This is a genomic window from Aeromonas sp. FDAARGOS 1405 (genome assembly GCF_019048265.1).
GTDB classification, from domain to species: Bacteria; Pseudomonadota; Gammaproteobacteria; order Enterobacterales; family Aeromonadaceae; genus Aeromonas; species Aeromonas veronii_A.
Genome location: NZ_CP077311.1, coordinates 4,479,471 through 4,505,246 on the forward strand (window position 1 = coordinate 4,479,471; position 25,776 = coordinate 4,505,246).

The following is a 25,776-nucleotide window of genomic DNA, read 5'->3' on the forward strand; positions in this document are numbered from 1 at the left end:
ATTGTTTATGACAGTTTCATTCAACTATATTTGCGCCGCTTTCCCACATCCCTACAAAAAAGAAGGTTTTAATGGACGCGCATAGCACTACACTCGCCAGCCCCGTGATGGGCACGCTGGAATGGAAAGAAGCGGTTCGCTTCGACAGCACCGACTGGGGCTGGATCATCATGAGCATCGGCATGGCCATCGGCGCGGGGATCGTCTTCCTGCCGGTACAGGTGGGTCTGATGGGCTTGTGGGTCTTTCTGCTCTCGGCGGTGATCGGCTACCCCGCCATGTACATGTTCCAGCGCCTCTTTATCAATACCCTGGCCACCTCGCCGGAGTGCAAGGATTACCCCAGCGTCATTACCGGCTACCTTGGCAAGAACTGGGGTGTGCTGCTCGGCGCGCTCTACTTCGTGATGCTGGTGATCTGGGTCTTCGTCTACTCCACCGCCATCACCAATGACAGCGCCTCCTTCCTGCAGAGCTTCGGCGTCACCGACGGCCTGCTCTCCGAAAACCCGCTCTACGGTCTGGTGCTGATCTGTGGCCTAGTGGCACTGGCGTCGCGCGGCGAGAACCTGCTGTTCAAGATCTCCACCTTTATGGTGCTGACCAAGATCAGCGTTGTTGCGGTGCTGGGCCTGATGATGGTGGACAAGTGGGATGCGGCCAACATCACCGCCATGCCCGCTGCCGGTGACTGGATGAAGGATGCCATCATCATGCTGCCCTTTACCCTCACCTCCATCCTCTTTATCCAGAGCCTGAGCCCCATGGTGATCTCCTACCGCTCGCGGGAAAAGTCGCTGGAAGTGGCTCGCTTCAAGGCGATGCGCGCCATGAATATCGCCTTCGGCATCCTGTTCGTGGTGGTGTTCTTCTACGCGGTCTCCTTCACCCTGGCCATGGGCCACGATCAGGCGGTTAAAGCCTCCGAGGAAAACATCTCTGCGCTGGCCATGGTGGCCCAGGGGATGCCCGGCCAGACCCTCAAGCTCCTGAGCCTCACCCTCAACATCTTTGCGGTAATGACCGCCTACTTCGGCGTCTATCTGGGCTTTCGTGAAGCCTGTCAGGGGCTGGCAATGAACCTGCTGCGCCGCGTCATGCCGGAAAACCGCATCAATAAAGGATTGGTGGGCAAAGGGATCATGGTGTTCACCGTCATGCTCTCCTGGGGTGCCATCGTGCTCAACGCCCCGGTGCTGAGCTTCACCTCCATCTGCAGCCCCATCTTCGGCATGGTGGGTTGCCTCATCCCGGCCTATCTGGTCTATCAGGTACCGGCGCTGCACAAGTACAAGGGCACCTCCCTCTACATCATCATCGTCACCGGCCTACTGCTCTGTGTCTCGCCCTTCCTGGCGTTCAACTGATCGGTTTCCCCTTATCGACCGCGGGTCACCTTCGGGTGGCCCGTTTTCTATTGGCTCGGCTGACGGCACCCCGCCCGGAAGTAAAAAGCCAAGGGGATCACAACTTGCAACCGGCCATCACCCAAGGGAGGCCGCTCGGAGTACTATTCAGGCAACACGAATCACGCCCGCACTCAGGTATCGAGGCTTAACATGAAATGGATTTTCAACCCCGCCATCCGGCTGGGCAATCAGCTCTCCTTCAAATACAAATTCCTGCTCTGGTCCTGTCTGATGCTGCTGCCACTGGCGTACAGCATGACCAATCTGCTGGGGCGGCTGCAGGATGACAACGTCCAGGCCAACCGCGAGCTGGCGGGAGTGGTCAATCTCGCCCCCGTGCCCGCTATCGAGCAAGCCCTGATCACCCATCGCAATCTGGTGACCCGCCACGCCTATGAGGTGGATCCGGTCGGTGACGATCAGGTCAAGGCAGCCGCACAAATAGTTGCTCAGAGCCTGCAAGCCTTTGCCGACACCCGCCAGAACAACCCCTCCTTTGAGGTGATCCAGCAGGGCTGGGCCGCCCTGCAGAGTGAAACAGGCAAGCTGGAGGTGGAGCAGAGCAACCTGCGCCACGACAAGCTGCTGACTGAGGTGCGCCACCTCTACAAGCACATTACCGCCAGTAGCAGCCTGATCCAGGATCCGGCGCTCGGTACCTACTACATGGTGATCCTCGCCAGTGAGCGGTTGCCGCAACTGCGCGACCTGCTGGCTCAGGTGCGAGATCGCGCCGCCACCATCGCCGATTTCGGCCTGTTTCAGGCCGAGGGCTACAGCGGCCTGCGTTTTCGTCTCGACCTTATCAGCGCCACTCTGCAAGAGCTGGAGGCCGATCTGACCCTGCTCTACCAGATTGAACCGGCCTACCGCGCCGAGCTGGGTCAGCAGACCGATGCTCTGATACAGCTGGTGCGTCAGGGGGTCGAGACCGTGGAAAACAAGATGATGAAGGATCAGCTGGTGCAGCTCTCCACCAAGGAGGTGCAGGCACTGGGGGATAAGATGGACGAGGCTATCACCGCGCTGGCAGGCCAGGTACGCCAGCGGCTGGAGGCCGACCTGCATCAGCGGCTGGCCGCCAACCAACGCCACTTCTGGTGGGTCACCGCGCCGCTGACCGTCAGCTTGCTGCTCTACCTCTACCTGATGATCGGTGCCTATCTCTCCCTGCGCGACACCGTAGGGCGGGTGCGTGATATTGCCGCCCGAGTCAACGCCCAGGATCTCAGCCAGCATATCGAAATCGTCGGTCAGGACGAGCTGGCCGCCATCAGCCGGGATTACAACGTGACCCTGGAGACCCTGCGCACCCTGATGCTGCGAGTGCGGGAAAATGGCGTCACAGTAGTGGAGAGCGCCACCGAGATCGAAGCGCGCACCAGCCGCTCGCAGGAGGTCATTGCCGACCAGCAAGGGGAGACCCATCAGGTCGCCACCGCCATCAAGGAGCTGGCCGCCACCTCACAAGACATAGCGAGCAACGCCCTGCAAGCCGCCCGCATGACCCAGGAGGCACAGAACGTGGTCGGTCAGGGCGAGGATGTGGTGGAGCGCACCATCAAGGCCATCGATCATATCAACCGCGAAGTGCTGCGCACCGCCGACACCATAGGCCAGCTGGAACAGCAGTGCAGCCAGATTGGCGGCGTCATCAGCGTGATCCGCGGCATCGCCGAACAGACCAACCTGCTGGCCCTCAACGCGGCCATCGAAGCGGCCCGGGCCGGTGAGCAGGGTCGCGGCTTTGCGGTGGTGGCCGACGAGGTGCGGTCTCTTGCCAACCGCACCCAGGGGGCTACCGTCGAGATCCAGCAGATGATTGAACAGCTGCAATCCGGCGCCCGCGCCTCGGTCACCGCCATGTCGGCGGCAAGCCATGAAGCGCAGGAGGGAGTCGGGCTGGCGCAGGAGGCGAAACAGGCTTTCGGCGCCATCACCGAGAAGGTGGATCGAATGGTCGATACCAACGCCATCATCGCCAGCGCCATCGAGCAGCAGGGCGCCGTGGTCAACGAGATCGAACGCAACGTGGTGCGCATCTCCGATGGCAGCGACGAGGCGCTGCAAGTGGCCAACGCCGCCCGCGATGCCGCCCGCCAGATCCACCAGCTCACCGAACAGCTGCGCGCCATGGTACAAAGCTTCGTGCTGTAACAGAGCGCTGACAAGCCGGGCTCAACGTGAGCCCGGCATTATCCCGGTCTCGCCCCTGCCCACAACATCTCGGTTGCTCGGATCATCCAGAAAATCTCTGCGACCCACTTGCCGGGCAGATGCCAACAAAGTAGTCTCGAACGAAAACAAAATGCGGCGTTCCCGACACGCACGGTCTGCGATGTCGAGGGAAACCAAGCCGCCTGCGAGCCACAGATTAAACACAGCGTCACGTCATTTATCACCCGCTTCAAGCGAGGATTTACCCATGGCCAGATACCAGTTTTTTACCATTCCGGCGTCCAATCGGCAGCAATACACCTTTATCGACATGGCATCACCGACTTTTCTGAGTGAAAAGGCGGCACTGCTGACCCAAGGATTCGAGGTGGAGGAGGACTTTATTGACGCGACCAGCCCACGGGAGGCCGTCGAGAAGTACCAATCCAATTTTCTCTACGTGGCGGATGAGATAGGCAAGTCCGATAGCACCTATGCCGCAACCGTCGCCATGCTGGAGATTGGCAAGGGGTTATTCGGTAATAAAACCCGCCTAGACTAGGTGCAGCGGTAAAGAGTGGTGGCCATCGTGGCAACGCGCCCGATGGCCATATGGCAAGACATCAATTCGGTAAGTCAGAAGCGCCCCAGCTGCTGGAGCATCTCGATCAGTTCCTCTTCGCTGCTCGGCTCATAGGCCAGCTGAAGGCTCGGCGCAGCGCCTCCCATCAGCATGTAGACGTTGGTGCTGCAGTGGTCGTAGTGATACCACTTACCATTGATGCAGACGTCGGTATAGCATCTCGGGTCCCTTTTCAGTTCCATATGCACATCCTTTTGTTACATTCCATCAACATCACTCCTGACCGTAAAATAACCACCGAGGTTCACGCTTGATGCAGATCAAGGGAAACAGCTGAAAGGGACAGATATCTGCCAGATCTGTGGCCTGCGGATGCCTTGAGCCAGCATCGGTTATCCGAATGAAGATGGGCCGAGTGCCCCACCATATCGCCGGATGGCCCCCGGTAACAAAAACGGCGCCCGCAGGCGCCGTTTTTTCATCTCCCCGCCAAAGCGAGGGGCAAGCCAAAAGGCTTATTCGTCTTCCAGATAGGCGTAGCCTTGCAGGCCCAGCTCCAGCTCGTCGAGCAGGGCTTTGCGAGTGGCATCGTCCAGCGCCGGGTGAGCGGCGATCCGCTGGTAGTTTTCGCGGATCACGGACGGATCGATGTTGACGTAACGCAGCAGCTGGTCGACGGTGTCGCCGCGCACCACGTTGCGAATGTCCATCTTGCCCTCTTCGTCCAGCCACACTTCCGCGCAGTGGGTGTCACCGAACAGGTTGTGCAGATCGCCCAGGATCTCCTGATAGGCACCGACCAGGAAGAAGCCGACGTGGCACTCTTCGTTCTCGCCGTAGACCGGCATTGGCAGGGTGCTCTCGACCCCCAGACCGTCAACATAGTGCTCGACCTGACCGTCAGAGTCACAGGTGATATCCATCAGGATACCGCGACGGCTAAGCGGACGATCGAGACCAGCCAGCGGCATCACCGGGAATACCTGACCGATACCCCAGGCATCCGGCAGAGACTGGAACAGGGAGAAGTTGGCAAAGCACTTGTCCGCCAGCTTTTCACTCAGCTCGTCAGCCAGCGCACGGTGGTTGCGGTTGACCGGGTTGAGCATCTCTTTGAGTGCCAGACAGGTGTTCTGGTGCAGCATCTCGGCCCAGGCACGCTGTTCAAGGTTCAAGAGGCCCATGGTGTACTGGGTATTCACGTCACCCAGATCTGCCACCGAGTCATGGAAAATCTCCAGCAGGGAGGGATCTTCGCTGCGCAGATCCAGCCAGCCTTTCCACATGTTCTGCAGAATGGTCGGCGCATCTTCGTCCGGCGCGCTGATGTCGTTCATCTCCACCCCTTCGGCACCAATGATGTTGGTGACCAGCACGGCGTGGTGGGCGGTCAGGGCGCGGCCGGACTCGCTGATGATGGTCGGGTGCGGCAGGTCGAACTCGCGGCAGACATCGCCGATGCCCCATACCACGTTGTTGGCGTACTCGGAGAGGCTGTAGTTGGCGGAACAGTGGCTCTGGGAACGGGTTCCCTCGTAGTCCACGCCCAGGCCACCACCGACGTCCACGACTTCGATGTTGGCACCGAGGCGACGCAGTTCAGCGTAGAAACGGCCGCACTCGCGGATGCCGCCCTGAATGTCGCGGATATTGGCGATCTGGGAGCCCAGATGGAAGTGCAGCAGTTGCAGGCAATCCAGCTTGCCCAGCCCGCGCAGACGTTCGATCAGCGCCAGGATCTGGGAGGCGGAGAGACCAAATTTGGACATGGAGCCACCGCTCGATTCCCACATGCCGGAGCCGGTGGAAGCGAGCTTGGCACGCACCCCGATGTTGGGCTTGATGTTGAGACGAGCTGACTCGTCCAGCACCATTTCCAGCTCGGAGGGCTTCTCCACCACGATGTAGACCTTGTGGCCCATCAGGTTGCCCAGGAGGGCGTGGCGGATATATTCGCGGTCTTTGTAACCGTTGCAGACGATCACCGAGCCTTGCTCATGGTGATGGGACAGCACGGCCAGCAGTTCCGGTTTGGAACCAGCTTCCAGGCCAAGCCGGGGCTTGTCGCTGTAGGACTGGCTGATGGTCTCGATGACACGACGCTGCTGGTTTACCTTGATCGGGTAAACGCAGAGGTAGTCCCCTTCATAGCCTGACTTCTCGATGGCCTGACCAAAGGCGTTGAACAGCGCATCGACCCGACTCTTGAGAATGTCGGGGAAGCGCAGCAACACGGGGGTAGTCAGCCCGGACTGACGCAACTGTTCGATGGCGTCAGAAAGCACGATATGCGCGTCAGGGCGTGATTTGTCGGGGGCGACGGTCACATGACCGGCGTCATTGATATTGAAAAAACCCGCACCCCAGTAGGGAACGTTGTAGACCTTCAAGGAGTCCTTGCTGGACCAGTTAGTCATGGGCTATGCCTCGCAAATGAGCGACCCAAAGTCGCCTTCGTTACCCTCAATCACATCCAGACCATCTAGTGCAGAGTACGGCGAGCGCTGCCATCACGAGACGCAGCCACCCAAACCAACCCTTTGCACATCGCGGCAAGCCAGAGGCTGCCTGGTGGATCTTGGGGAAGTAACGAGTCTTGATGTGGGGCTGGTGGCTTTACATCAAGCTCAACGGTATGCGGTGCCACTATGCCGTAGCGCCGCGGTACTTTGATGACAGACGACATCAGCCACGCCGTCAGTTCATCATTCGGCAGCGATCCCGACAGAAGGAGAGGGTTCCAAGGAAGAGAAGCGAAGGCGCCAGCACGCATGCGTGTTGATAGACGACAACAACCACAGCCCACCTCACCGTCAGTGACCGCCCATGACAAGGGAAGATGATGAGCCGGTGGCCCACTCGGTCAAATGAAAGATGAGAGTCTGTTGTTCTCCCTGATACCGGAGCCTAACCGGTATTAAAGAAACCATTCCCCAGCAGTGTCTGTCGTTTCTGCGTGCCTCGCCCTATAGGCGTATGATCGGTCGGGTTTCTGGCGGCTCTGCCTGCTTCAGGGTTGCCCTTGGATCGGCGCGGAGTGTACACACTTACCGCGGGCAGTGACAATAAAAAATAGTGTTCAAAATCCCCTTTTAATAAGTCGATCAAATCTTGCTGGCGAGCAGGCGGGCTCTGGGATGGCGCAGGTTATGCGACAGCCCAGTTTCCTCTTGAAAAGTGTGTGAAAACGCCATGATTGGGCTGACGCCTTGCTGTGCGGTGGCTGAGGGGAATTTGGCCGCCACCGCCAGCGCCTAAATATCGCAATAAATGCCACATTTATGCGATCTCCCTCCCGGACGTTGCCCCGCGCGCCGCACATTCGCCGCTCTCCCCTTGCGTCAAAAAATGGGAAAAACCTGCGCTGACGCAATGAGTGCCCCGCACGGATTGGCCACAATGACCGCTCACAATCGGTTAGAGGCTGACTAATGGATACCCTGCTTGAGCGTTTTCTGCGTTACGTAACTTTTCATACCCGCTCCGATGAGACCAATCCAGCCTGCCCCAGCAGCGAAGGCCAGCTGATCTTTGCCCGTGCCCTGCAAGAAGAGATGAAGGCGCTGGGGCTAACCCGGGTCACTCTGGATGAGCACGGCTACCTCACCGGCTGCCTGCCGGGCAACCAGCCGGACGCCCCCGCCATCGGCCTGATTGCCCACATGGACACCGCCGACTACGAGGCGGAGCACGTAGTACCGCAAATCATCGAAAACTATCAGGGCGGCGACATCTGCCTTGGCAAGGGTGACGAGGTGCTCGCCATCCGTGACTACCGCTTCCTGAAAAACTACCTGGGTCAGGATCTCATCACCACCGACGGCACCACCTTGCTTGGCGCCGACGACAAGGCGGGTATCGCCGAGATCCTCACTGCCATCGACCACCTGCAGGCCCACCCCGAGATCCCCCGCGGCGATATCTGGGTCGGTTTTACCCCGGATGAAGAGATTGGCCGTGGCGCCAACCTGTTCCCGCTGGAGAGATTCCCGGCCAAGTGGGCCTATACCGTGGATGGCGGCGAGCTGGGCGAGCTGGAGTATGAAAACTTCAACGCCGCCAGCGCCACGGTGCGTTTTATCGGCAACAACGTCCACCCCGGCACCGCCAAGGGCAGCATGATCAACAGCCAGACCCTGGCCGCCCGCTTCCACGCTGCCATGCCTGCCGAGCAGACCCCGGAGTGCACCGACGGGTATGAGGGCTTCTTCCATCTGGCGCAGATGAGCGGCACCGTGGAGGAGAGCACCCTGCACTACATCATCCGTGACTTCGACGACGAGCACTTCGCCGCACGCAAGGCCGAGATGCAGAGCCGGGTGGCCGCCCTGCAGGCCGAGTATCCCAAGGCCCGCATCGAGCTGGCCCTGACCGACAGCTATCGCAACATGCGCAGCCAGATCGAGCCGCACATGCATATCGTCGAGCTGGCCAAGGCCGCCATGGAGGCCGCCGACGTGGTGCCCAAGATCAAACCCATTCGCGGTGGTACCGATGGCGCCCGCCTCTCCTTTATGGGCCTGCCCTGCCCCAACCTCTTCACCGGTGGCCACAACTTCCACGGCAAGCACGAGTTCATCCCGCTGCAATCCATGGAGAAATCGGTCGCCACCCTGGTGGAGCTGGTGCGCCTCACCGCAGCCTGGCGCGGTTAATCGGTAGCTGTCATTACCAGGGCAAAAGGGGGGAGCCGGTTTACCGGCTCCCCCCTTGCTATCTGGCCATCACCCATCAACAAAGGGAAACCGGGGAGAGTCGCGCAGGGGCAACTGGCTGCCACTGCCATCAAACTGTCATCCCGCTGACATGTCGCGGGAACAGTGTCACATCATGCTGGGAGCAACGGATCGCCGGAGCCCTCCAGATGTTCACTATCGATACCCTGCTGACCCAGCACTTCCCCCGCCTGCTTGGCTACCCCCTGCTCACCCCGCTGTTAAAGCGGCTGCTGGGCTGGCTGCTCAACGAGCAGGCCTTTGCCGACTTTGCCACCCGCTACCCGCACCTGCGCGGCCTCGACTTTGTCGAGCAGGCGCTGACCCAGCTCGATTTCGACTATCGGGTCAGCGAGGCGCAGCTGGAGCATATTCCCGCCAGCGGCCGGGTCATTCTTGTCGCCAACCACCCCATCGGCTCGCTGGACGGACTGGCGCTGCTACAACTGCTCGGTCGCATCCGCCCCGATGTGAAGATCGTCGCCAACCAGCTGCTGGCCCAGCTCGCGCCGCTGCGCCCTCTGCTATTGCCGGTAGACAATATGGAGGGCAAGACCGATCGACAGGCCATCCTCGCCATGAACGAACACCTCGCCCATGAAGGGGCGCTGGTGATCTTCCCCGCAGGCGAAGTATCCCGGCTTGGCTTCAAGGGGGTGAAAGACGGCCCCTGGCAGGCAGGCTTTATCAAGCTGGCCCAGCGCACACGCACCCCGCTGGTGCCCATCCATCTGGGGGGGCGCAACAGCCTCTGGTTCTATCTCGCCTCCTGGCTCAACAAGCCCGCCTCCGCCCTGTTGCTGGTACGCCAGCTGTTTCGCCAGCAGGGGCAAACCCTGCCGGTGACCATAGGGGCACGCATTCCGCTCGGCAGTTTTCAGGAGCTGCCAGCCAAGACGGCGGCTCGGCTGGTGCGCAACCACCTCTACCGGATTGGCCGTGGCAAGGCGGGACGGCTGCAGACCGAGGCCCCCATCGCCCTGCCGGAGGATCGCCGCCAACTCAAACAGGCCATCGAAAGCTGCGAACAGCTCGGCACCACCCCGGATGGTCAGGGGATCTACCTCTACCGCCGCCACGAACTGAGCCACTCGGTGATCCTGCGCGAGCTGGGGCGACTGCGGGAGATCGCCTTTCGCGCTGTGGGGGAAGGCTCCGGCAAGCGGCGGGATCTCGATGGCTTTGACAACGACTATCACCACCTGATCCTCTGGGATCCGGCCCGACTCGACATTATCGGCGCCTACCGGTTCGCCCCGGTGGCGGAGCTGCTGGCCAGCAAGGGGAAGGATGGCCTCTACAGCCACACCCTGTTCGGCTTTGAGGATAAGTTGCTGCCCCGGCTGGAGCAGGCCATCGAGCTTGGCCGCAGCTTTATCCAGCCCGCCTACTGGGGCAAGCGGGGGCTCGATTATCTCTGGTTCGGCATCGGTGCCTATCTGGCCCGCTATCCCCGCTACCGCTACCTGTTTGGCCCGGTGTCGCTCTCCGGCAGCCTGCCGCCGGCGGCCAAGGATCTGCTGGTGAGCTTCTACCGCCAGCACTTTGCCCCCGAGCTGGCGCTGGCCCCCTCCCGCCGTCCCTACCCCGAGACGCAGCCTCTGTTCGAAGGGGTGGATTACGGCGCCGATCTCAAAGCACTCAAGGCCCGTCTCGACAATCTGGGCTGCGCCATCCCCACCCTCTACAAGCAGTACTCCGAGCTGTGCGAGCCGGGCGGGGTGCAATTTATGGACTTTGGTATCGACCCCGACTTCAACCACTGCATCGACGGGCTGGTGTGGGTCGATGTGAGCCGCATCAAGTCCCACAAGCGGGCCCGCTATATCGGCAGTCATCTGGCCGAGCCGCGCTTATAACCCTGCTGGAGCCAGGCGAACAGCCAAATGCAAAAAAGGAGAGAGAGGCCATCGCCTCCCTCTCCTTTCGCTCTCATGCTCAGCACCTTTTCGAGGCGCTCGGCCCATCTGGCGTTACTCGGCCGCCTTGCGATCCGAGTGGCCGAGATCCCGCTCAGGGGCGATAACATCGCGCACCCGCTGCTTGATCTCCTTGGCCTCGGGGAAGCCGTCATCGACCACCCGATCCCACACCTGCACCCCGTTCACCAGAATGCGGAACTCCCCCTTGCAGGCCGGCACCAGCGCCACCTCCCCCAGATCGCTGTCAAAGGTGGAAAGCAGCTCCTGCGCCAGCCAGGCGGCGCGCAGCATCCAGCGACAGAGGGTGCAGTAGCGGATTTCGATGCGGGGTTTGCTGATCAGGGTTTCAGACTCGGTCATGAGTGACTCCATAAAAAAAGCGACCAATGGCGGGAAGTGGCGTACCGCCACCCAATGGCCAATCCCGGTTCGGTCAAATCAGCGCTGATCAACCCCATGAAAATCGGCCAGCCAATGGCGGGCAATGGTACGCATCGCCGATTCTGGCAGCTCGAACAGGCCGGGAGCAAGAGGGCCTGCCGCCAGCATCCGGATCCCTTCCATGATCTCCGCCAGCACCAGATAGACATATTCGCCAATCACGGCGCCATGGACAAAGTTGACCGCCTCACCCCGGTTGAGCAGGTAGATCTGGGTGCCATCCGGCCGGTTGAGGGCCAGCACATGGGGGCACACCTCTTCGCTCGGCCACGGCAACTGGGCCAGCGAGAAGGCAAACTCGTCATCGGCCGAGGTGACCGAGGCGACCATGGTGCCGGGGCGCAGCGCCTGCAGATCCGCCAAATCCAGCGAGCCGTTGCCGGTAGAGCAGATCACCAGCTCGGCGCGGCTCAACGCCTCGGCCTTGGTGATCAAGCGAAAACCGTGAGAGAGCGCTTCGACCTGTCGCAGCACATCGGTCTCCACCAGCCCGAGATGGAGGTTGCGACAGCGCAGGTCGCGGGCGATGCTGCGCCCCACCTTGCCATAGCCAAACAGCACGGCTTCGCAGACGTTGAAAGTACGGTTGAGGTTACGAGCCAGCGACTCCGCGGAGTAGACCACGCTCAAACCAATCTGGATATCCTCGGCCTGCTTGAGGGGGCTGCGCGCCACCGACACCACCGGGGTCGCCAGCACCTCCTGCTCATAGCGTTGATGGCCGTTCTCGGTCATCTCCACCACCCCGAGGAAACGGGGCCCGAAGTATTCACTCAAGATCACCTGGGTTTTGGCAAAGTAACCGCCAATATCGAGGATCAGCAACCGCTCGTGGGGGGCCACCAGCGGCGCAATCTGCTGGATTATGCTGTCGGGATCATTGGTCCAGCGTCGGTTGAGGGGCAGTACCGGATAGTGCCGGGATACCCACTCGAAGGTAGGTCCGTGTACCGATTTCGGTTTGGGTAAAATCGCGCCAATCCGCCCAATCTGACCGAGGGCATCGATAAAACGGGGGCGATCGGGAAGCAGGTGAGTGACCAGCAGAATGCAGAGACCGTCGATACGTCCCTGTCCGGTGAAATGGCGAAAAAACAGATGCTCAGATCCTTGACTGCGCAACTGTGGCCTCCTTATGTGCCGCAAAGCAGGCAAACAGAACCCGGCGCGGCCGGGTTCTGTGTGTGTCCAAATAAAATGAAAATCCTTTTTATCTGAAACACATAGGGGGCTCAATCATTATCTGCCAAGAGTATGAGCAGGTATGCAAAAATGGCGCCATTTGACCATTTTCCACACAAGTATCAGTACAAAGAAGCAGCAGGCCAGACCCACCATAGGCTGAGCCCGGTTCCCGCGGCAGCGAGCAGGATCAGCCCACTCCAACGCACTGGCCAGGGTTTGTCACGTAACGCCCACTCCAGCAGCGGCAGCAACCAGACCGGCAGCAACACCACCAGCGGCACCTCCACATATTGCCAGGCCAGCATCTGGACGAAGGCGAGGGCCAGCGCCAGACCGGCGGGTGCTACCTTGATGTCAACAAAGGTGGCAAGCAGGGCGCGAAAACCGGCGAAAGCGGCCAGCGCACCGGCCAGCTGGGCAATCAGCAGACTGCCATCGATGCCGATCACCAGTGCCAACCAGATAAAGCCGAGGGCAAACCCGAGCCCTTCGCGGCTGTCACAGCGCAAGGTGCTCCAGCCAAACCAGAGGATGGCGGGCAGTAGCGCCAGCCAGATCCCGGGTTCGCTCGCCAGTACCGAGGCCAATCCCTGCCACCACACCAGCGCACTGAACACCGCAAAGAGCAGCAGTGAACCGCGCAGATCGTTCACCTGAGCCGCAATGGCGGGCACCAGCAGGGTCAGCGGCAGCCACTGCCACGCCTTGGCCGGAATACCATAGAGACCGCCGAGCAATGAGCCCACCAGCCAGAGCGCCAGCGCGCCCCACAGATAACCCAGTCGCGGCCAGCGCCACGATAGCAAAGCGGCTCCCAGAGGAGCCGCCAGGGTTTGCAGCAGAAGTTCCGCGCCCATTACTTGCGCACGCCTTCGACAAACAGGTTGATGTTCATCTCGTCCGGAATGCCGGGCAGCATGTAGCTCACGCCAAAGTCACTGCGCTTGATGGTGGTGGAGGCGTTGAAGCCGCTGCGGTAGCCGCCCCAGGGATCCTTGCCCTCACCGATCTTGACCAGATCGAAGGCCACTTCCTTGGAGACGCCGTGCAGAGTCAGGGTCCCTTTCAGCACGCCTTTATCCTTGGTGCCCTCGTAAGCGGAGCTGACGAAGGTCATCTTGGGATACTGCTTCACGTCGAGGAAGTCCGGACTGCGCAGGTGCTTGTCGCGGGCCTCGTGATTGGAGTCGACGCTGGCGGCATCCACTTCAAAGCTCGCCTTGGCCGCCGCCGGGTTGGCGTCATCCATGCTGAAGGTGCCGCTGAAGGTGTTGAAGCGACCCACCAGCTCGGAGAAGCCCAGGTGACCCACCTTGAACTGCACCGTGGTGTGCGCCGCATCCACATCGTAATCCGCCGCCATCAGAGGGGTAGCTATAAACAGGCAGGAGGCCAGCAGAGCCTTGGTCATTTTCATCCGTTCGTTCCTTCATCTTGGGGTTCACATCAGTGGTTAAAATGCTAACCTCGTTCTGAAGATGAATAATCAGTGATTTATTAAATTCATTATTTACTGAGGATGGAAAATGGACCAGATCGCCGCCATGCGCACCTTTATCAAGGTGGTGGAGTGCCAGAGCTTTACCAAGGCCGCCAACCAGCTCGGCATCTCGGTCGCCATGGCCTCCAAACTAATGCAACAGCTGGAGGAGTCCCTCGCCACCCGGCTGCTGTCGCGCACCACCCGTCAGGTCAATCCCACCGAAGCAGGCCAGTTCTACTACCAGCGCTCCCTCGCCCTGCTGGCGGAGCTGGAAGAGACCCACAGCCAGCTGACCCACCACAACCAGCAGCCGAACGGCACCCTCAAGCTCTCGGTGCCGATGGATTTTGGCTATCTGCACCTCTCCCCCGCCCTGCCGCTGTTTCGCCAGCGCTTTCCCGACCTCAAGCTCGATATCGAGTACAGCGACCGGCGGGTAGCGCTGGTGGAAGAGGGATTCGATCTGGCGCTGCGGATCGGCCACCTCAGCGACTCCTCGCTGGTGGCGCGCCAGCTTGCCACCATTCGGGTCGAGCTTTGCGCCAGCCCCGCCTATCTGGCACGCAAGGGCAGACCGGAAAAACCCGAGGATCTCAAACAGCACGACTGTCTGATCTACACCCTGACCCAGCCGGAGTGGCACTTCAAACGGGGAAACGAGCAGCAGAGCATCCGGCCACAGGGGCCACTGCGGGCCAACAACGGGGTGGCGCTGACCCGCGCCGCTTGTGATGATCAGGGCATCATATTGCAGCCCACCTTTATCGTGGGGGAGGCCCTGCGGTCAGGACAGCTGGTCAGCCTGCTGCCAGAGTGGGACAAGGGAGATGTGGGACTTTATGCGGTCTATCCGCACCGCCGCTTCGTCTCCGCCAAGGTGCGCTGCTTTATCGAGTTCGTGCAGGAGCGCTATCTCGCCCCGCAACAGTGGGATGCGCCGACCTGATTGCCAGAGCAGAGGATACGGCCTGACTGTCCGGCCTGCTGGTCCGGCTTGAAACCTAACGCTGGTCGGGTGCGGTGGTGGATGCGGCAACAGGGGTGAGCTTGGCTAGCAGACGCTCCTGCTCGGGGTGCAACTGCCAGCGTGGCAGTCGGGTGCGGACAACCGACAACTGCTGCTCACTGAGGGCATAGGGGAGCGCCACTTCAATCTCGGGGCAGTCAAACATGGCGGCCAGCTGGAGGATCAAAATAAGGTTTGCCTCGTCGGTCTTGTGCTTGTTGACCCGTTTGCGGATCTCGTGGCGCAGCTGGGTTTCGGGGTCCTGGGTCATCGCCTGCCAGCCGAAACCGAACAACGGCACCAGCGCGCTGACAATCCCCAGCGCCGTCATCGGCTGCTTGGGAGGATGATAGAGTGCGTTGAGATCCAGCCGAACAGGATTCTGACGAACCTCACCCTCACCAAATAAAATCGTTTTCGTCATTGGATTACCCGTTATATTCCACTAGACTGCGCCGCATATTTTACCCCGATATGCCAACGAGGTGCTGATGCTAAGCGATATCGAGATCTCCCGCCAGTCCCCCCGTCTCTCCATTCACGCGCTGGCCGAACGCCTCGCCATCCCCCAGCACCTGCTCAGCCCCCATGGCCACTACAAAGGCAAGCTCAGCCTCGACCTGCTCAAGTCTCAGCCCAAACAGCGCGGCAAGCTGGTACTGGTGAGCGCCATCACCCCGACCCCGCTCGGTGAAGGGAAGACGGTGACTACCCTTGGCCTCTCCATGGGGCTCAACCATATCGGCCAGTCCAGCATCGCCACCATCCGCCAACCGAGCCTCGGGCCGGTATTCGGGGTCAAGGGGGGGGCCGCAGGTGGCGGCCACGCCCAGGTGGTGCCGATGGAGGAGATGAACCTCCACCTCACCGGCGATTTTCACGCTCTGTCGGCGGCCCACAATCTGGCGGCGGCAGCCCTCGATGCCCGCCTGTTCCACGAACAGAAACTGGGTGCCGAGTTCACCGCCAAAACCGGCCTGCCGCGGCTCGATATCGATGCTGACAACATTCTCTGGCCACGCACCCTCGACATGAACGATCGCGCCCTGCGCCACCTCACCATAGGTAAAGGTGGCGCAGCCGATGGGGTGGAGCGCGGCGATCGCTTCGTCATCACCGCCGCCTCCGAACTGATGGCCATTCTGGCGCTGGCAAGCGATCTGAAAGACCTGCGCCAGCGCATCGGCCGCATCCAGCTAGCCCGCGATATTCACGGCAAGCCCATTACCGCCGAACAGTTGGAAGTAGCAGGCGCCATGACGGTGCTGCTGAAAGACGCGCTACAGCCAACCCTGATGCAGACCACCGAGCAGACCCCGGTGCTGGTACACGCCGGCCCCTTTGCCAATATTGCCCACGGCAACTCCTCGGTGATCGCCGATCGCATCGCCCTTGGCCTGACCGACTATGTGGTGACCGAAGCGGGTTTTGGCTCCGACATGGGGCTGGAGAAGTTCTTCAACATCAAGAGCCGCCAATCCGGTATTACCCCCGCCTGCGTGGTGCTGGTGGCCACGGTGCGCGGCCTCAAGGCCAACAGCGGCCTGCTCGATATCCGCCCGGGCCAGCCGCTGCCGGAAAGCCTGCTGCGTGAGGATCTACCGACTCTTGAGCGGGGTTGTGCCAACCTCGCCTGGCATATCGGCAATGCCCGTCGTTACGGCGTGCCCGTGGTGGTCGCCATCAACCGCTTCCCCACCGACAGCGAGGCCGAACTGGCGTTGCTGGCCCGTGAGGCGATGCAGGCCGGCGCCTGTGGCAGCGCCATCTCCAACGCCTTTGCCCAAGGCGGGGCCGGTGCCAGCGAGCTGGCCCGGGCAGTGGTCGCCGCCTGCGAGCAACCTGACAAAGTCAAATTGCTCTATCCCGACGAAGCGAGTCTCGACGCCAAGCTGGCGACCCTGGTGGAGTGCGGCTACGGCGCCCGCGGAGTGCAGCTGTCGGACAAAGCTCGCCAGCAGCTGGCACAGCTCTCCGCCGAAGGGTGGGATCACTTGCCCATCTGCGTGGCCAAGACGCCGCTCTCCATCAGCCATGACCCCGCCCTCAAGGGAGTGCCGACCGATTTCGAGGTACCCATCGACGAGGTGAAGCTCTGCGCCGGTGCCGGGTTCGTCTATGCGCTGGCGGGCCCCATCATGACCATGCCGGGGCTGGGCAGTCTGCCTGCCTATCGCCATATCGATATCGATGAGAACGGCGAGATAGTCGGCCTGAGCTGAGCCCTTCCACAACGCCAGAAACAACAAGGCCCCGCCAATTGCGGGGCCTTCTGTTATCCATGCATCAACCCTTAGAGGGTGAAGCGCTGGGTCATATGGTGCAGGGTGTTGGCCAGCTTGCTCAGCTCGACGCAAGCCTGGGCGATCTGATGAGCGCCCTGGGCATTCTCGTCAGCGGCATTGTGAATGTTGACAATGCTGCGGTTGAGCTCTTCGGTCACCGCATTCTGCTCTTCGGTGGCGGTGGCGATCAGGGTATTCATGTCGGTGATGCGCACCACGGCACCATTGATGGTCTCGATACTGGTACCGGCATCCCGCGCCAGACCGACGCTCTCCTGCATCTGGTGACGACTCAGCTGCATGGCGTTGCCCGCCTCGGCGGCGCGGCTCTGCAATAGCTCGATCATCTTGCTGATCTCGGCGGTGGAGTCCTGGGTCCGCTGGGCTAATGAACGCACTTCATCCGCAACGACCGCAAAACCACGACCCTGCTCACCGGCACGGGCCGCTTCGATGGCGGCGTTAAGGGCCAGCAGGTTGGTCTGACCGGCGATATCGCGGATCACATCCAGCACCACGCTGATGTTGGCGCTGTCGGCCTCCAGCTGCTGCACTACTGTGCCAGCCTGCTCAATCTTGACCGACACCTCTTCGATGCTGGCAATCGAACTGCGTACCACTTCGCTGCCGGCAGCAGAGGTGCGGGAGGCATCCTTGGCGGCGCTCATGGCATCCGTGGTGTTACGGGCCACTTCATTGACGGTGGACTGCATCTCGTTCATGGCGGTCGCCACCTGGGAGACTTCGTTCTGCTGGATGGCCATGCCGCTGGCAGACTGGCTGGAGATGGCGCTCACCTCCTCCACTGCGCTGCTGAGTTGGCTCACGGAGCCGGCGATCTCGCTCACCAGATCGGAGAGGGAACCCTGCATCCGGTTGATGGCGGAGCCCAGCTGACCCAGTTCATCGCGGTTGAAGCGGCTGTCACGGATCCACTGCTGCAGTTCGCCCTGACCCAGATCGCCATTGGCAATACACTGGGCCTGACGGGCCAGCATGATCAGCGGGTCGCGAATTTGGCGGGTCAGTACCACGGAGAGCACCACCACCAGGATCAAACCGAGCACCAGTGCGATGGTAACGCTCAGCTTGGCGGAGTCGTAGGAGGCAACCACAACCTTGCGCGACTCGGTCGCATAACCGTGGTTAATGCGAATAAGATCCGCCACCGACTTGTGCAGGTTGTTGTAGAGGGGGATCCCCTGCTCCATGAAGACGCTCTGGGCCTCGCTCATCAGGCCGCTATCCTGCAACTGCTTAACCTGCTGGTGCAGGGCCAGGTAGCTTGCCCAGTCGGACTTTACGATATCGAAAGTGCGACGCTCTTCAACATCCTGCGCCCAGATGGTCTTGTCATGGTCGATCATCTGCTGTTTGAGTCGTTCCACCAACTGCGCGGCCATGGTGCGGTACTCGGCACGCTTCTGGGGATCAGCGGCGACCAGAAACAGACCAAGCTCATAACGACGCAACTCGCTGATGCTGTCGCCAATGTCATTGGTGCGGTTGACGGCAGGCAGGATGCTGTCGGTAAAACCGATAGCCGCCCGGTTCATGTTGCTGAACTCCAGCAACGAGAAGCCGCCGATAAAGGCGACCATCAAACCGAGCACGGCAAAGCCGGCGGTGAGTTTTTTACCTATGGTCATGGTACTGGTATTCATGGGATATCCTGGTGGTCGTTAAATTCGTAGCACTCGTCCGGTTCACGCCCTCCTGGCATGAACTATCTGGCCACCTGTTCAGTGGCGCACCATCCAACCTTGATGAATATCTCTGAATTCCATGAGCGGCAGCGAGAGCCGTGAGGGGGCGCTAGAGTAACCGGATTGTGATGGTTCGGAAAGAGTCTGTCCGGTTACTTTTTGTAAGGTGAAAACGAGGAATTTATCGTGCTCGATTAAATATACCGCTCAGATGAATAAATCGAAAAAATACATAACGTTTGCATAGTGCAAGCCGCACGGGCCAAACCGTTGCAGGCCGCCACTCTCATCCGGAACCAATGAAAAACGCCAGCAATGGCTGCTGGCGTCTCGTTTATTCAGCAAGGCGGTTACAAAATAACCGCCATCTTATCCGCGCAGGCCGCCCAGAAATTCGGCCCGGGTATCGGGTTGGGTCTTGAACACCCCACCGAGGGAGGTGGTGGTGGTGTAAGAAGTCGAATCCATCACCCCGCGCGCCTTGACGCAGTAGTGGGTCGCCTTGATGCTGATGGCCACATCCTTGGTGCCGAGCAGGGTCTGCAGCGCCAGCAGGATCTGCTGGGTCAGTCTCTCCTGCACCTGGGGACGGCGGGCAAAGAACTGCACGATGCGGTTGATCTTCGACAGGCCAATCACCTTGCCTCGAGGGATATAGGCCACATGAGCCATGCCGTCGATGGTGACGAAGTGGTGCTCGCAGGTGCTGGTGAGGCTGATGTCCCGCACCATGATCATCTCGTCCACCTGCATCTTGTTCTCGATCACTGTCACCTTGGGGAAGGTGGAATAATCGAGGCCGGAGAAGATCTCATTGACGTACATCTTGGCGATGCGATGCGGCGTCTCGGCCAGACTGTCATCGGCCAGATCCAGCCCCAGCGTCTCCATGATGGAGCGCATATGGCCTTCGATCTTCTCCCGCTTCTGCTGGCTGTTAAGCTCGTTGGTGACCAGGGGGGTTTCCAGTCCCTGGGCTTCGAGGGCAGCCCTGACCAGCAAGGCTTCCGGACTTAAGGTTGTCATTATCTTCTCTCCCACGCTCAGGGACTGTGAGGGCAGCTCATCGAGCAACCCCTTATGTTATGGCGACGTACAGGGCCGACGGTATCGCTGTAATGGTCGCCACTCGGGATGTAACGGCCATCTGTTATGGCGGCATAGTAAACGGCCATTGCCGCCAAGATTCAAGTCAACTTGTGCGTCACCTCATACTTTATGGCCATCTCACCCCGTTTCAGCGCCGATTACCCCGAGAATCCTTGAGATAACCTGCCCATCCCCGGGGATTTTTGTGATAATCCCGCCTTCAATCATAGAAAGAGGTCATGACGATGGGATTTGATACCAGCGGACTACTCCCCTTAAGCGATGCCCTGCAAGGGATGCTGGAACAACTCGCCTGCTGCTGCGACAGCGAGCAGTTGCCCCTGCCAGAGGCCCTTGGCCGGGTTCTTGCCAGCGACATCGCCTCTCCCCTCGCCGTGCCCCCCTTCGACAACTCCGCCATGGACGGTTACGCCGTGCGCCTTGAGGATCTCGCCAGCGGCACCCCGCTCATCATGGCGGGCAAAGCGTTTGCCGGTCAGCCCTACCAGGGCGAATGGCCCGCTGGCCACTGCGTGCGGATCATGACAGGCGCCCCGGTACCCGCAGGCACCGATGCGGTGGTGATGCAGGAAGAAACGCAGGCCGACGGCGATCGGATCACTTTTCTGGCACAACCCGAACCGGGCCAGAATATCCGCCGCGCCGGCAGCGATATCGGCAAAGGCGCCTGCGTGCTGCCTGCCGGTACTCGCCTCACCCCAAGAGAGATGCCACTGCTGGCCTCCCTCGGCGTGGCTACCGTCGCGGTGCGCCGACCGCTGAAAGTGGCCATCTTCAGCACTGGCGATGAGCTCAAACCGGTCGGTACCCCGCTTGCCCACGGCGATATCTATGACTCCAACCGCTACGGCGTGCGGGCCATGCTGGCGCGCATGGGCTGCGACTGCCTCGACCTTGGCATCATCCCCGACGACCCGGCCCAGCTACGCGCTGCCTTTATCCGCGCCGACGAAAAGGCCGATGTACTCATCACCACCGGCGGCGTCTCGGTGGGGGAGGCGGACTTCACCAAACAACTGCTGGACGAGCTCGGCGAGATTGGCTTCTGGAAGCTGGCCATCAAGCCGGGCAAGCCGTTTGCTTTTGGCCGTCTGCCCCGCGCCTGGTTCTTCGGCCTGCCGGGCAACCCCGTCTCCGCCATGGTCACCTTCGATCAGCTGGTGCAACCGGCGCTGGCCAAGCTGGCAGGTCAGCACTTCGAGCGCCCGCTCCAGCTACAGGCCATTGCGGCCGAGCCACTCAAAAAGAGCCCGGGCCGACTCGACTTCCAGCGCGGCATCATGAGTCAGGGACCGAACGGCCTCGAGGTGCGCAGCACCGGCTCGCAGGACTCCGCCGTGTTCAGCTCCCTGTCGCAAGCCAACTGCTACATCGTTCTTGAACGGGAACGGGGCCGCGTCGCCGTGGGCGAGACAGTAACCGTGGAGCCATTCGGGGGATTGCTGCTGTGAGCGAGATCCTGAGCGACGCCGAACTGCTGCGCTACAACCGCCAGATCATCCTCAAATCCTTCGATTTCGAGGGGCAGGAGGCGCTCAAACAAGCCCGTGTGCTGGTGATCGGTGCCGGTGGCCTTGGTTGCGCCGCCAGCCAGTATCTAGCGGTGGCCGGGGTTGGCCGACTCACCCTGGTCGATTTCGACAAGGTGGAGCTCTCCAACCTGCAGCGTCAGGTGCTGCACAACGATGAGCGCATCGGTCACTACAAAGTAGACTCTGCCGCCCAGTCGCTGCGCGCGCTCAATCCCTGGCTCAACGTCGAGACCCACGCGGCCGTGGCCGACGAGGCGCTGCTCGATACCCTGTTGCCCCAACACCAGCTGGTATTGGATTGCACTGACAACCTGGCCATTCGCAACCTGCTCAACCAAAAGGCACGCCAGCATGGCGTGCCACTGGTCAGCGGCGCCGCCATCCGGCTGGAGGGACAGCTGTGCAGCTTCACCTGGCAGGAAGATGAGCCCTGCTACGCCTGCCTCAGCGCCCTGTTTGGCGAGCAGGCACTCACCTGCGTCGAGGCGGGCGTGCTCGCCCCTGTGGTGGGTCTGGTGGGCAGCCTGCAGGCACTGGAAGCCATCAAGCTGCTGGCGGGCACAGGAAAAAACTACAGCGGCCGCCTGCTGATGATCGACGGCCTGAGCGGCACCTTCCGCGAGATGAAGCTGCCCAAGCGCCCCGACTGCCCCGTCTGTTCCCATCCTTGACGCAAACGGGATCAAAAAAGCCGAACCCCGTGGTTCGGCTTTTTGGTACCTGCACCTAACAACCCCTTCCTCAATGGGTCGTGAGGATCCTTTGCAACAGGTGATTAAAGCCCGAGGGATCTTCCGCAGGCCAGGCGTGGTGGCCGTTGGGGGTGTGGATGGTGGCGTTGGGCAGGGCGGCAAACTGCTCTACCCGTTTGGCCAGCGGCAGGTAGTCGTGACTGGTGGAGATGATGGCCACCGGCTGCCAGATGGCGCCGAGCCGGGCACGTACCGACCAGCCGGGTAGCGCCTCCAGCAGCGCCTTGTAGGTTTTCTTTTTATTGCGCACGAAACGCAGCCGAAAGGTGTGGCGCACCTGTGCCAGATCCGGGCCCGGGAAGAGCTCGCGTCCCAGCCACCAGGCGAGCGGGCGCATGCCAAACCAGCGCAGCCACTTGAGGCGCTGGGCGTAACGCTCCTGCTCTTTGGGGCTCTCCAGCAGAAACTCGCTAAAGCCGTTGATCAGCACCAGCCCCTGCACCTTGTGGGGCAGTTGCAGCGCCAGCTCCAGCGCCACCATCGCCCCGAGCGACAATCCGACAACCCAGGCGGGTTCTGGCTGTGCATCGAGCCAGTTCACCACATCGGCTGCCAGGGTCGCCACATCGAATGGCCCCTCCTGCATGCTCTGGCCGTGGCCGCGCAAGTCCAGCGCCACCACCCGGTAGTGTTCGGAAAACCGTTCGATCTGCGCCTGCCAGTCGAGGCTGGAGGAGCCCAGCCCGTGCAGCAGCAACAGCAAGGGGCCCTCTCCCGCACTGCGCAGGGCAAGACCATTGAATTTCATCACCTGATTGCGGCGCATCAGTGTATTGCCTCTCGACTCATCACCTGAACCATCTCTTGTTGTTATGTTGCCCGTGGCCATCCTGCCACGTTATCAGCACGGCGCCCTATCAGCCTTCGCTGACCAGACTCACCGCCTTGATATAAGCGTAGATCTGCTGCTCCGGCGCCAGCGCCAGCCGCCTGGCGGAGCGGCTGGTGATCCGAGCCAGCAGTATCTGCTCACCCAGCGCCAACTGCAACAGGGTCTGGCCGGGGCGCACCTCGCGCACCGCCAGCAGACGGGTGACGAGACAGTTGGAGAGACTGGAGTGCTCGATGGGGGCTGTGGCAATCACCACATCCCGCCCCGCCACCTTGATCTGCAAAGGGCCGCTCTCGTCCGGCACATGGTTCATGGTGACCCGCAACTGCTGCTCGCCGAGTTGCAGGGTCGCCATCTGCTCCTCTTCATCGTAGTGAGAGAGGGTCGCCGCCAGCATCACCCCGGCATCGTCACGACTGGCGAGCGAGAGATCGGTGCGGGTGAAGATCTCGCTCGGCCGGCCTTGCGCCTCTACCCTGCCACCTTCCAGCAGCACCAGCTGATCACAGAGCAGGCTCACCTCCTCCATGGCGTGGCTGACGAAGATCATCGGAATGCCGCTCTCCTGCTGCAACCCCTTGAGCACATGGGCCTGATGGATGCGGCTGCGCCGATCGAGCGCCGAGAAAGGCTCATCGAGCAGCAGCAGATCGGGCTCGGCCAGCAGCGCCCGCCCCAATGCTACCCGCTGGCGTTGGCCGCCAGAAAGCGCATGGGCAGGCAGCCCCAGCAGATCGGCAAAACCGAGCCGAGCCGCCAGCGCTTCGGGTTGCCAGCGCCCTCGCCCCTTGCGGGCCGCCAGTTGCAGATTGCCGAGCACCGTCAGATGGGGAAAGAGGCGCGAGTCCTGAAACACCAGTCCGATCCGGCGCGCTTCGGGCAGAAGTTGAGCATACTCCCGATCGCGCCACCGCAAGCGATCCCCGCTTTGGCGATCGAGTCCGGCGATAATGCGCAGCAATGTGCTCTTGCCACAGCCCGAGGGGCCGAACAGGCCGAGGATCCCCCCCAGCTCGATGGTCAGTGCACAATCGAGGGTAAAGGGGCCAAACTCGCGCCGGGCATGGAGGTTCAGGACATGGCGGGGTGGCTCGTTTACTGACGGCATAGTGGCGGGCTGGTTCATCCAAACACTCTCCGCTGTCGGCGCTGCAGCACACCATAGACCAGTACCAGCATTACCAGCGAGAAGGCCATCAGGCCGCCAGCCAGAATATGGGCGCTCTGGTAATCCATCGCCTCCACATGATCAAACAGGGCAATCGAAAGCACCTGGGTCTCGCCAGGGATATTGCCGCCAATCATCAGCACCACGCCAAACTCCCCCAATGTATGGGCAAAGCCAAGGGCCGCCGCCATCACGAAGCTGGGCAGGGTCATCGGCAAGATGATGTGAAAGAAGCGCTCCAGTGGGCCAAGCCCCAGGGTCGCAGCTGCTTCCAGCTCCTTGTTGCCCATGTTGACGAAAGTGGAGGTGAGCGGCTGCACCACGAACGGCAGCGAATAGAGGATGGAGGCAAACAGCAGGCCAAGAAAGCTGAAGGCGAGCGGGGCGCCAAAGGTGTCGCGCCACCAGGCGCCGAAGCCATATTCGGGGGAAAAGGCGAGTAGCAGATAAAAACCCAGTACCGTGGGAGGCAGCACCAGCGGCAGCGCCACCAGCGCCTCAACGAGCGGCCGCAGCCTGTTCTGACTGCGCGACAGCCACCAGGCCAGCGGCGGTGCCAGCAACAGCAAAATCGCTGTGGTGCAGGCCGCAAGCTTCAGGGTGAGCCAGACCGCCAGCAGATCCCCTTCACTCATTGCCGACCTCCCGGTTGATAAATGCCCCCAACGGCATGGTATCCATCCTTATTGCAAAGAGTGGCCGACCCGAAGGCCGACCACTCAGGGTATCGCATCAGGCCCATCCCCCTATTGGGGCAAGGCATAACCCGCTGCCTTGATCTGCGCCTGACCCGGCCCCTTGAGCCAGGCCACCAGCGCCTCGACCGCGGCGCCTTTCTTCAATACCAGCCCCTGCTGCTCGATGGGGGGATAGAAGCTCGCAGGCACTGCCCAGGCTTCACCAGTCTTGCCCGCTTCCACCAGATTGGCCCAGGCGACAAAGCCCAGCTCGGCATTACCGGTGTCGACAAATTGCCAGGTCTGGCCGATGTTGGCGCCGGTCAGCAACCGGTACTGCTTGGGATCGATCTTGAGATGGGTGAGGGTCGCCATGGCGGCAGCACCATAGGGAGCTGTGCGAGCATTGGCGATGGCGAGGTTGCCTTTCCAGCTACGCAGGGTCGCCTCGTCAGGGGCCGGCCCCCCCTTCTTCCACAGCCCCAGCTGGCCGATGGCGTAGGTGAAGCGATCGCTCCCCTTGCCCTCTTTTTCCAGCTTCTCGGGGGTCGCCGCATCGGCGGAGAGGAAGAGATCGAACGGTGCGCCGTGACTGATCTGGGTGTAGAGCACTCCAGTGGCGGCAGACGAGATGGCCAGGGTGTGGCCGGTCTTGGCGGTAAACTCCTTGCCAATACGATCTATGGTTCCCTTGAAGTTGGCAGCCACAGCCACCTTCACTTCATCGGCCTGTACGGCACCAGTATGCAAGGTGGCGGCGCAGACGCCTGCGATGACAACAGATAACAGCGGTTTCATTCCCTTTCTCCTGAT

Annotated in this window: 22 protein-coding genes; 9 read left to right on the forward strand and 13 right to left on the reverse strand. The window is 61.2% G+C overall.

Annotated features, from left to right (window positions below):
- Nucleotides 1-71: 71 nt before the first annotated feature.
- The 3 genes from I6L35_RS20440 (at nucleotide 72) to I6L35_RS20450 (ending at nucleotide 4,128) form a co-directional block, all read left to right on the forward strand.
- Complete coding sequence (locus tag I6L35_RS20440) at nucleotides 72-1,367, forward strand: amino acid permease (RefSeq protein WP_005334398.1); 1,296 nt, start codon at nucleotides 72-74, stop codon at nucleotides 1,365-1,367.
- 192 nt (nucleotides 1,368-1,559) lie between these two features.
- Nucleotides 1,560-3,566: a methyl-accepting chemotaxis protein gene (locus I6L35_RS20445; protein WP_216979191.1), complete on the forward strand. Its 2,007-nt coding sequence runs from the start codon at nucleotides 1,560-1,562 to the stop codon at nucleotides 3,564-3,566.
- A gap of 268 nt (nucleotides 3,567-3,834) precedes the next feature.
- Nucleotides 3,835-4,128 carry a hypothetical protein gene (locus tag I6L35_RS20450; RefSeq protein WP_216979192.1) on the forward strand — a complete coding sequence of 98 codons (294 nt, stop codon included), beginning with the start codon at nucleotides 3,835-3,837 and terminating at the stop codon, nucleotides 4,126-4,128.
- Nucleotides 4,129-4,202: 74 nt separating this feature from the next.
- On the opposite strand, the gene I6L35_RS20455 is transcribed toward I6L35_RS20450, so the two are convergent.
- A complete protein-coding gene (locus I6L35_RS20455; protein ID WP_216950434.1) occupies nucleotides 4,203-4,391 on the reverse strand; it encodes a hypothetical protein in 189 nt (62 codons plus the stop codon).
- Nucleotides 4,392-4,664: 273 nt separating this feature from the next.
- Nucleotides 4,665-6,566, reverse strand: coding sequence for a biosynthetic arginine decarboxylase (gene speA / locus I6L35_RS20460; RefSeq protein WP_005344160.1), 1,902 nt, complete (start codon nucleotides 6,564-6,566; stop codon nucleotides 4,665-4,667).
- A gap of 1,014 nt (nucleotides 6,567-7,580) precedes the next feature.
- Here speA and pepT point away from each other — a divergent pair.
- Nucleotides 7,581-8,804 carry a peptidase T gene (pepT, locus tag I6L35_RS20465; protein ID WP_216979193.1) on the forward strand — a complete coding sequence of 408 codons (1,224 nt, stop codon included), beginning with the start codon at nucleotides 7,581-7,583 and terminating at the stop codon, nucleotides 8,802-8,804.
- Between the two features lie 209 nt (nucleotides 8,805-9,013).
- On the forward strand, nucleotides 9,014-10,723 hold the full coding sequence (locus I6L35_RS20470) for a lysophospholipid acyltransferase family protein (protein WP_216979194.1): 1,710 nt from the start codon (nucleotides 9,014-9,016) through the stop codon (nucleotides 10,721-10,723).
- A 114-nt stretch (nucleotides 10,724-10,837) separates the two neighbouring features.
- Here the strand turns inward: I6L35_RS20470 and I6L35_RS20475 are convergent, their stop codons facing one another.
- From I6L35_RS20475 to I6L35_RS20490, 4 genes are all read right to left on the reverse strand, one after another.
- A complete protein-coding gene (locus I6L35_RS20475; protein ID WP_216979195.1) occupies nucleotides 10,838-11,146 on the reverse strand; it encodes a SelT/SelW/SelH family protein in 309 nt (102 codons plus the stop codon).
- Nucleotides 11,147-11,224: 78 nt separating this feature from the next.
- Nucleotides 11,225-12,349 carry an adenosylhomocysteinase gene (locus tag I6L35_RS20480; protein ID WP_216979196.1) on the reverse strand — a complete coding sequence of 375 codons (1,125 nt, stop codon included), beginning with the start codon at nucleotides 12,347-12,349 and terminating at the stop codon, nucleotides 11,225-11,227.
- 182 nt (nucleotides 12,350-12,531) lie between these two features.
- Complete coding sequence (locus I6L35_RS20485) at nucleotides 12,532-13,269, reverse strand: hypothetical protein (RefSeq protein WP_216979197.1); 738 nt, start codon at nucleotides 13,267-13,269, stop codon at nucleotides 12,532-12,534.
- Nucleotides 13,269-13,829, reverse strand: a complete 561-nt coding sequence (locus I6L35_RS20490) for a YceI family protein (RefSeq protein ID WP_201902209.1) — start codon at nucleotides 13,827-13,829, stop codon at nucleotides 13,269-13,271. Before I6L35_RS20490 ends, I6L35_RS20485 begins: the two co-directional genes overlap by 1 nt.
- 109 nt (nucleotides 13,830-13,938) lie before the next feature.
- Here I6L35_RS20490 and I6L35_RS20495 point away from each other — a divergent pair, with 109 nt between their 5' ends.
- Nucleotides 13,939-14,841 (forward strand): LysR family transcriptional regulator, encoded by a 903-nt coding sequence (locus I6L35_RS20495; protein WP_115522777.1) that lies wholly within the window; start codon nucleotides 13,939-13,941, stop codon nucleotides 14,839-14,841.
- 55 nt (nucleotides 14,842-14,896) lie between these two features.
- Here I6L35_RS20495 and I6L35_RS20500 read toward each other — a convergent pair whose 3' ends face one another.
- The gene (locus I6L35_RS20500; protein WP_042054625.1) at nucleotides 14,897-15,325 is read right to left on the reverse strand and encodes a hypothetical protein; all 429 of its coding nucleotides are present in this window, start codon (nucleotides 15,323-15,325) and stop codon (nucleotides 14,897-14,899) included.
- A 67-nt stretch (nucleotides 15,326-15,392) separates the two neighbouring features.
- Here I6L35_RS20500 and I6L35_RS20505 point away from each other — a divergent pair, with 67 nt between their 5' ends.
- Entirely contained in the window at nucleotides 15,393-17,123 is a 1,731-nt protein-coding gene (locus tag I6L35_RS20505) for a formate--tetrahydrofolate ligase (protein ID WP_216979198.1), read from the forward strand.
- Between the two features lie 71 nt (nucleotides 17,124-17,194).
- On the opposite strand, the gene I6L35_RS20510 is transcribed toward I6L35_RS20505, so the two are convergent.
- Both I6L35_RS20510 and folE read right to left on the reverse strand, forming a co-directional pair.
- Nucleotides 17,195-18,850 carry a methyl-accepting chemotaxis protein gene (locus I6L35_RS20510; RefSeq protein WP_216979199.1) on the reverse strand — a complete coding sequence of 552 codons (1,656 nt, stop codon included), beginning with the start codon at nucleotides 18,848-18,850 and terminating at the stop codon, nucleotides 17,195-17,197.
- 411 nt (nucleotides 18,851-19,261) lie between these two features.
- Nucleotides 19,262-19,918, reverse strand: coding sequence for a GTP cyclohydrolase I FolE (gene folE, locus I6L35_RS20515; protein ID WP_042054628.1), 657 nt, complete (start codon nucleotides 19,916-19,918; stop codon nucleotides 19,262-19,264).
- A 308-nt stretch (nucleotides 19,919-20,226) separates the two neighbouring features.
- On the opposite strand from folE, the gene moeA reads away from it, so the two are divergent.
- On the forward strand, nucleotides 20,227-21,453 hold the full coding sequence (moeA, locus tag I6L35_RS20520) for a molybdopterin molybdotransferase MoeA (RefSeq protein ID WP_302056539.1): 1,227 nt from the start codon (nucleotides 20,227-20,229) through the stop codon (nucleotides 21,451-21,453).
- Nucleotides 21,450-22,205 carry a molybdopterin-synthase adenylyltransferase MoeB gene (moeB, locus tag I6L35_RS20525; protein ID WP_139407105.1) on the forward strand — a complete coding sequence of 252 codons (756 nt, stop codon included), beginning with the start codon at nucleotides 21,450-21,452 and terminating at the stop codon, nucleotides 22,203-22,205. The genes moeA and moeB overlap by 4 nt, the downstream gene beginning before the upstream one ends.
- A 70-nt stretch (nucleotides 22,206-22,275) precedes the next feature.
- Here moeB and I6L35_RS20530 read toward each other — a convergent pair whose 3' ends face one another.
- From I6L35_RS20530 to modA, 4 genes are all read right to left on the reverse strand, one after another.
- Nucleotides 22,276-23,052, reverse strand: a complete 777-nt coding sequence (locus tag I6L35_RS20530; RefSeq protein ID WP_216979201.1) for an alpha/beta fold hydrolase — start codon at nucleotides 23,050-23,052, stop codon at nucleotides 22,276-22,278.
- Between the two features lie 91 nt (nucleotides 23,053-23,143).
- Nucleotides 23,144-24,244, reverse strand: a complete 1,101-nt coding sequence (modC, locus tag I6L35_RS20535; protein WP_216979202.1) for a molybdenum ABC transporter ATP-binding protein — start codon at nucleotides 24,242-24,244, stop codon at nucleotides 23,144-23,146.
- Complete coding sequence (modB, locus tag I6L35_RS20540; protein WP_216979203.1) at nucleotides 24,241-24,921, reverse strand: molybdate ABC transporter permease subunit; 681 nt, start codon at nucleotides 24,919-24,921, stop codon at nucleotides 24,241-24,243. The genes modC and modB overlap by 4 nt, the downstream gene beginning before the upstream one ends.
- A 111-nt stretch (nucleotides 24,922-25,032) precedes the next feature.
- The gene (modA, locus tag I6L35_RS20545; protein ID WP_107685091.1) at nucleotides 25,033-25,761 is read right to left on the reverse strand and encodes a molybdate ABC transporter substrate-binding protein; all 729 of its coding nucleotides are present in this window, start codon (nucleotides 25,759-25,761) and stop codon (nucleotides 25,033-25,035) included.
- Nucleotides 25,762-25,776: the final 15 nt, after the last annotated feature.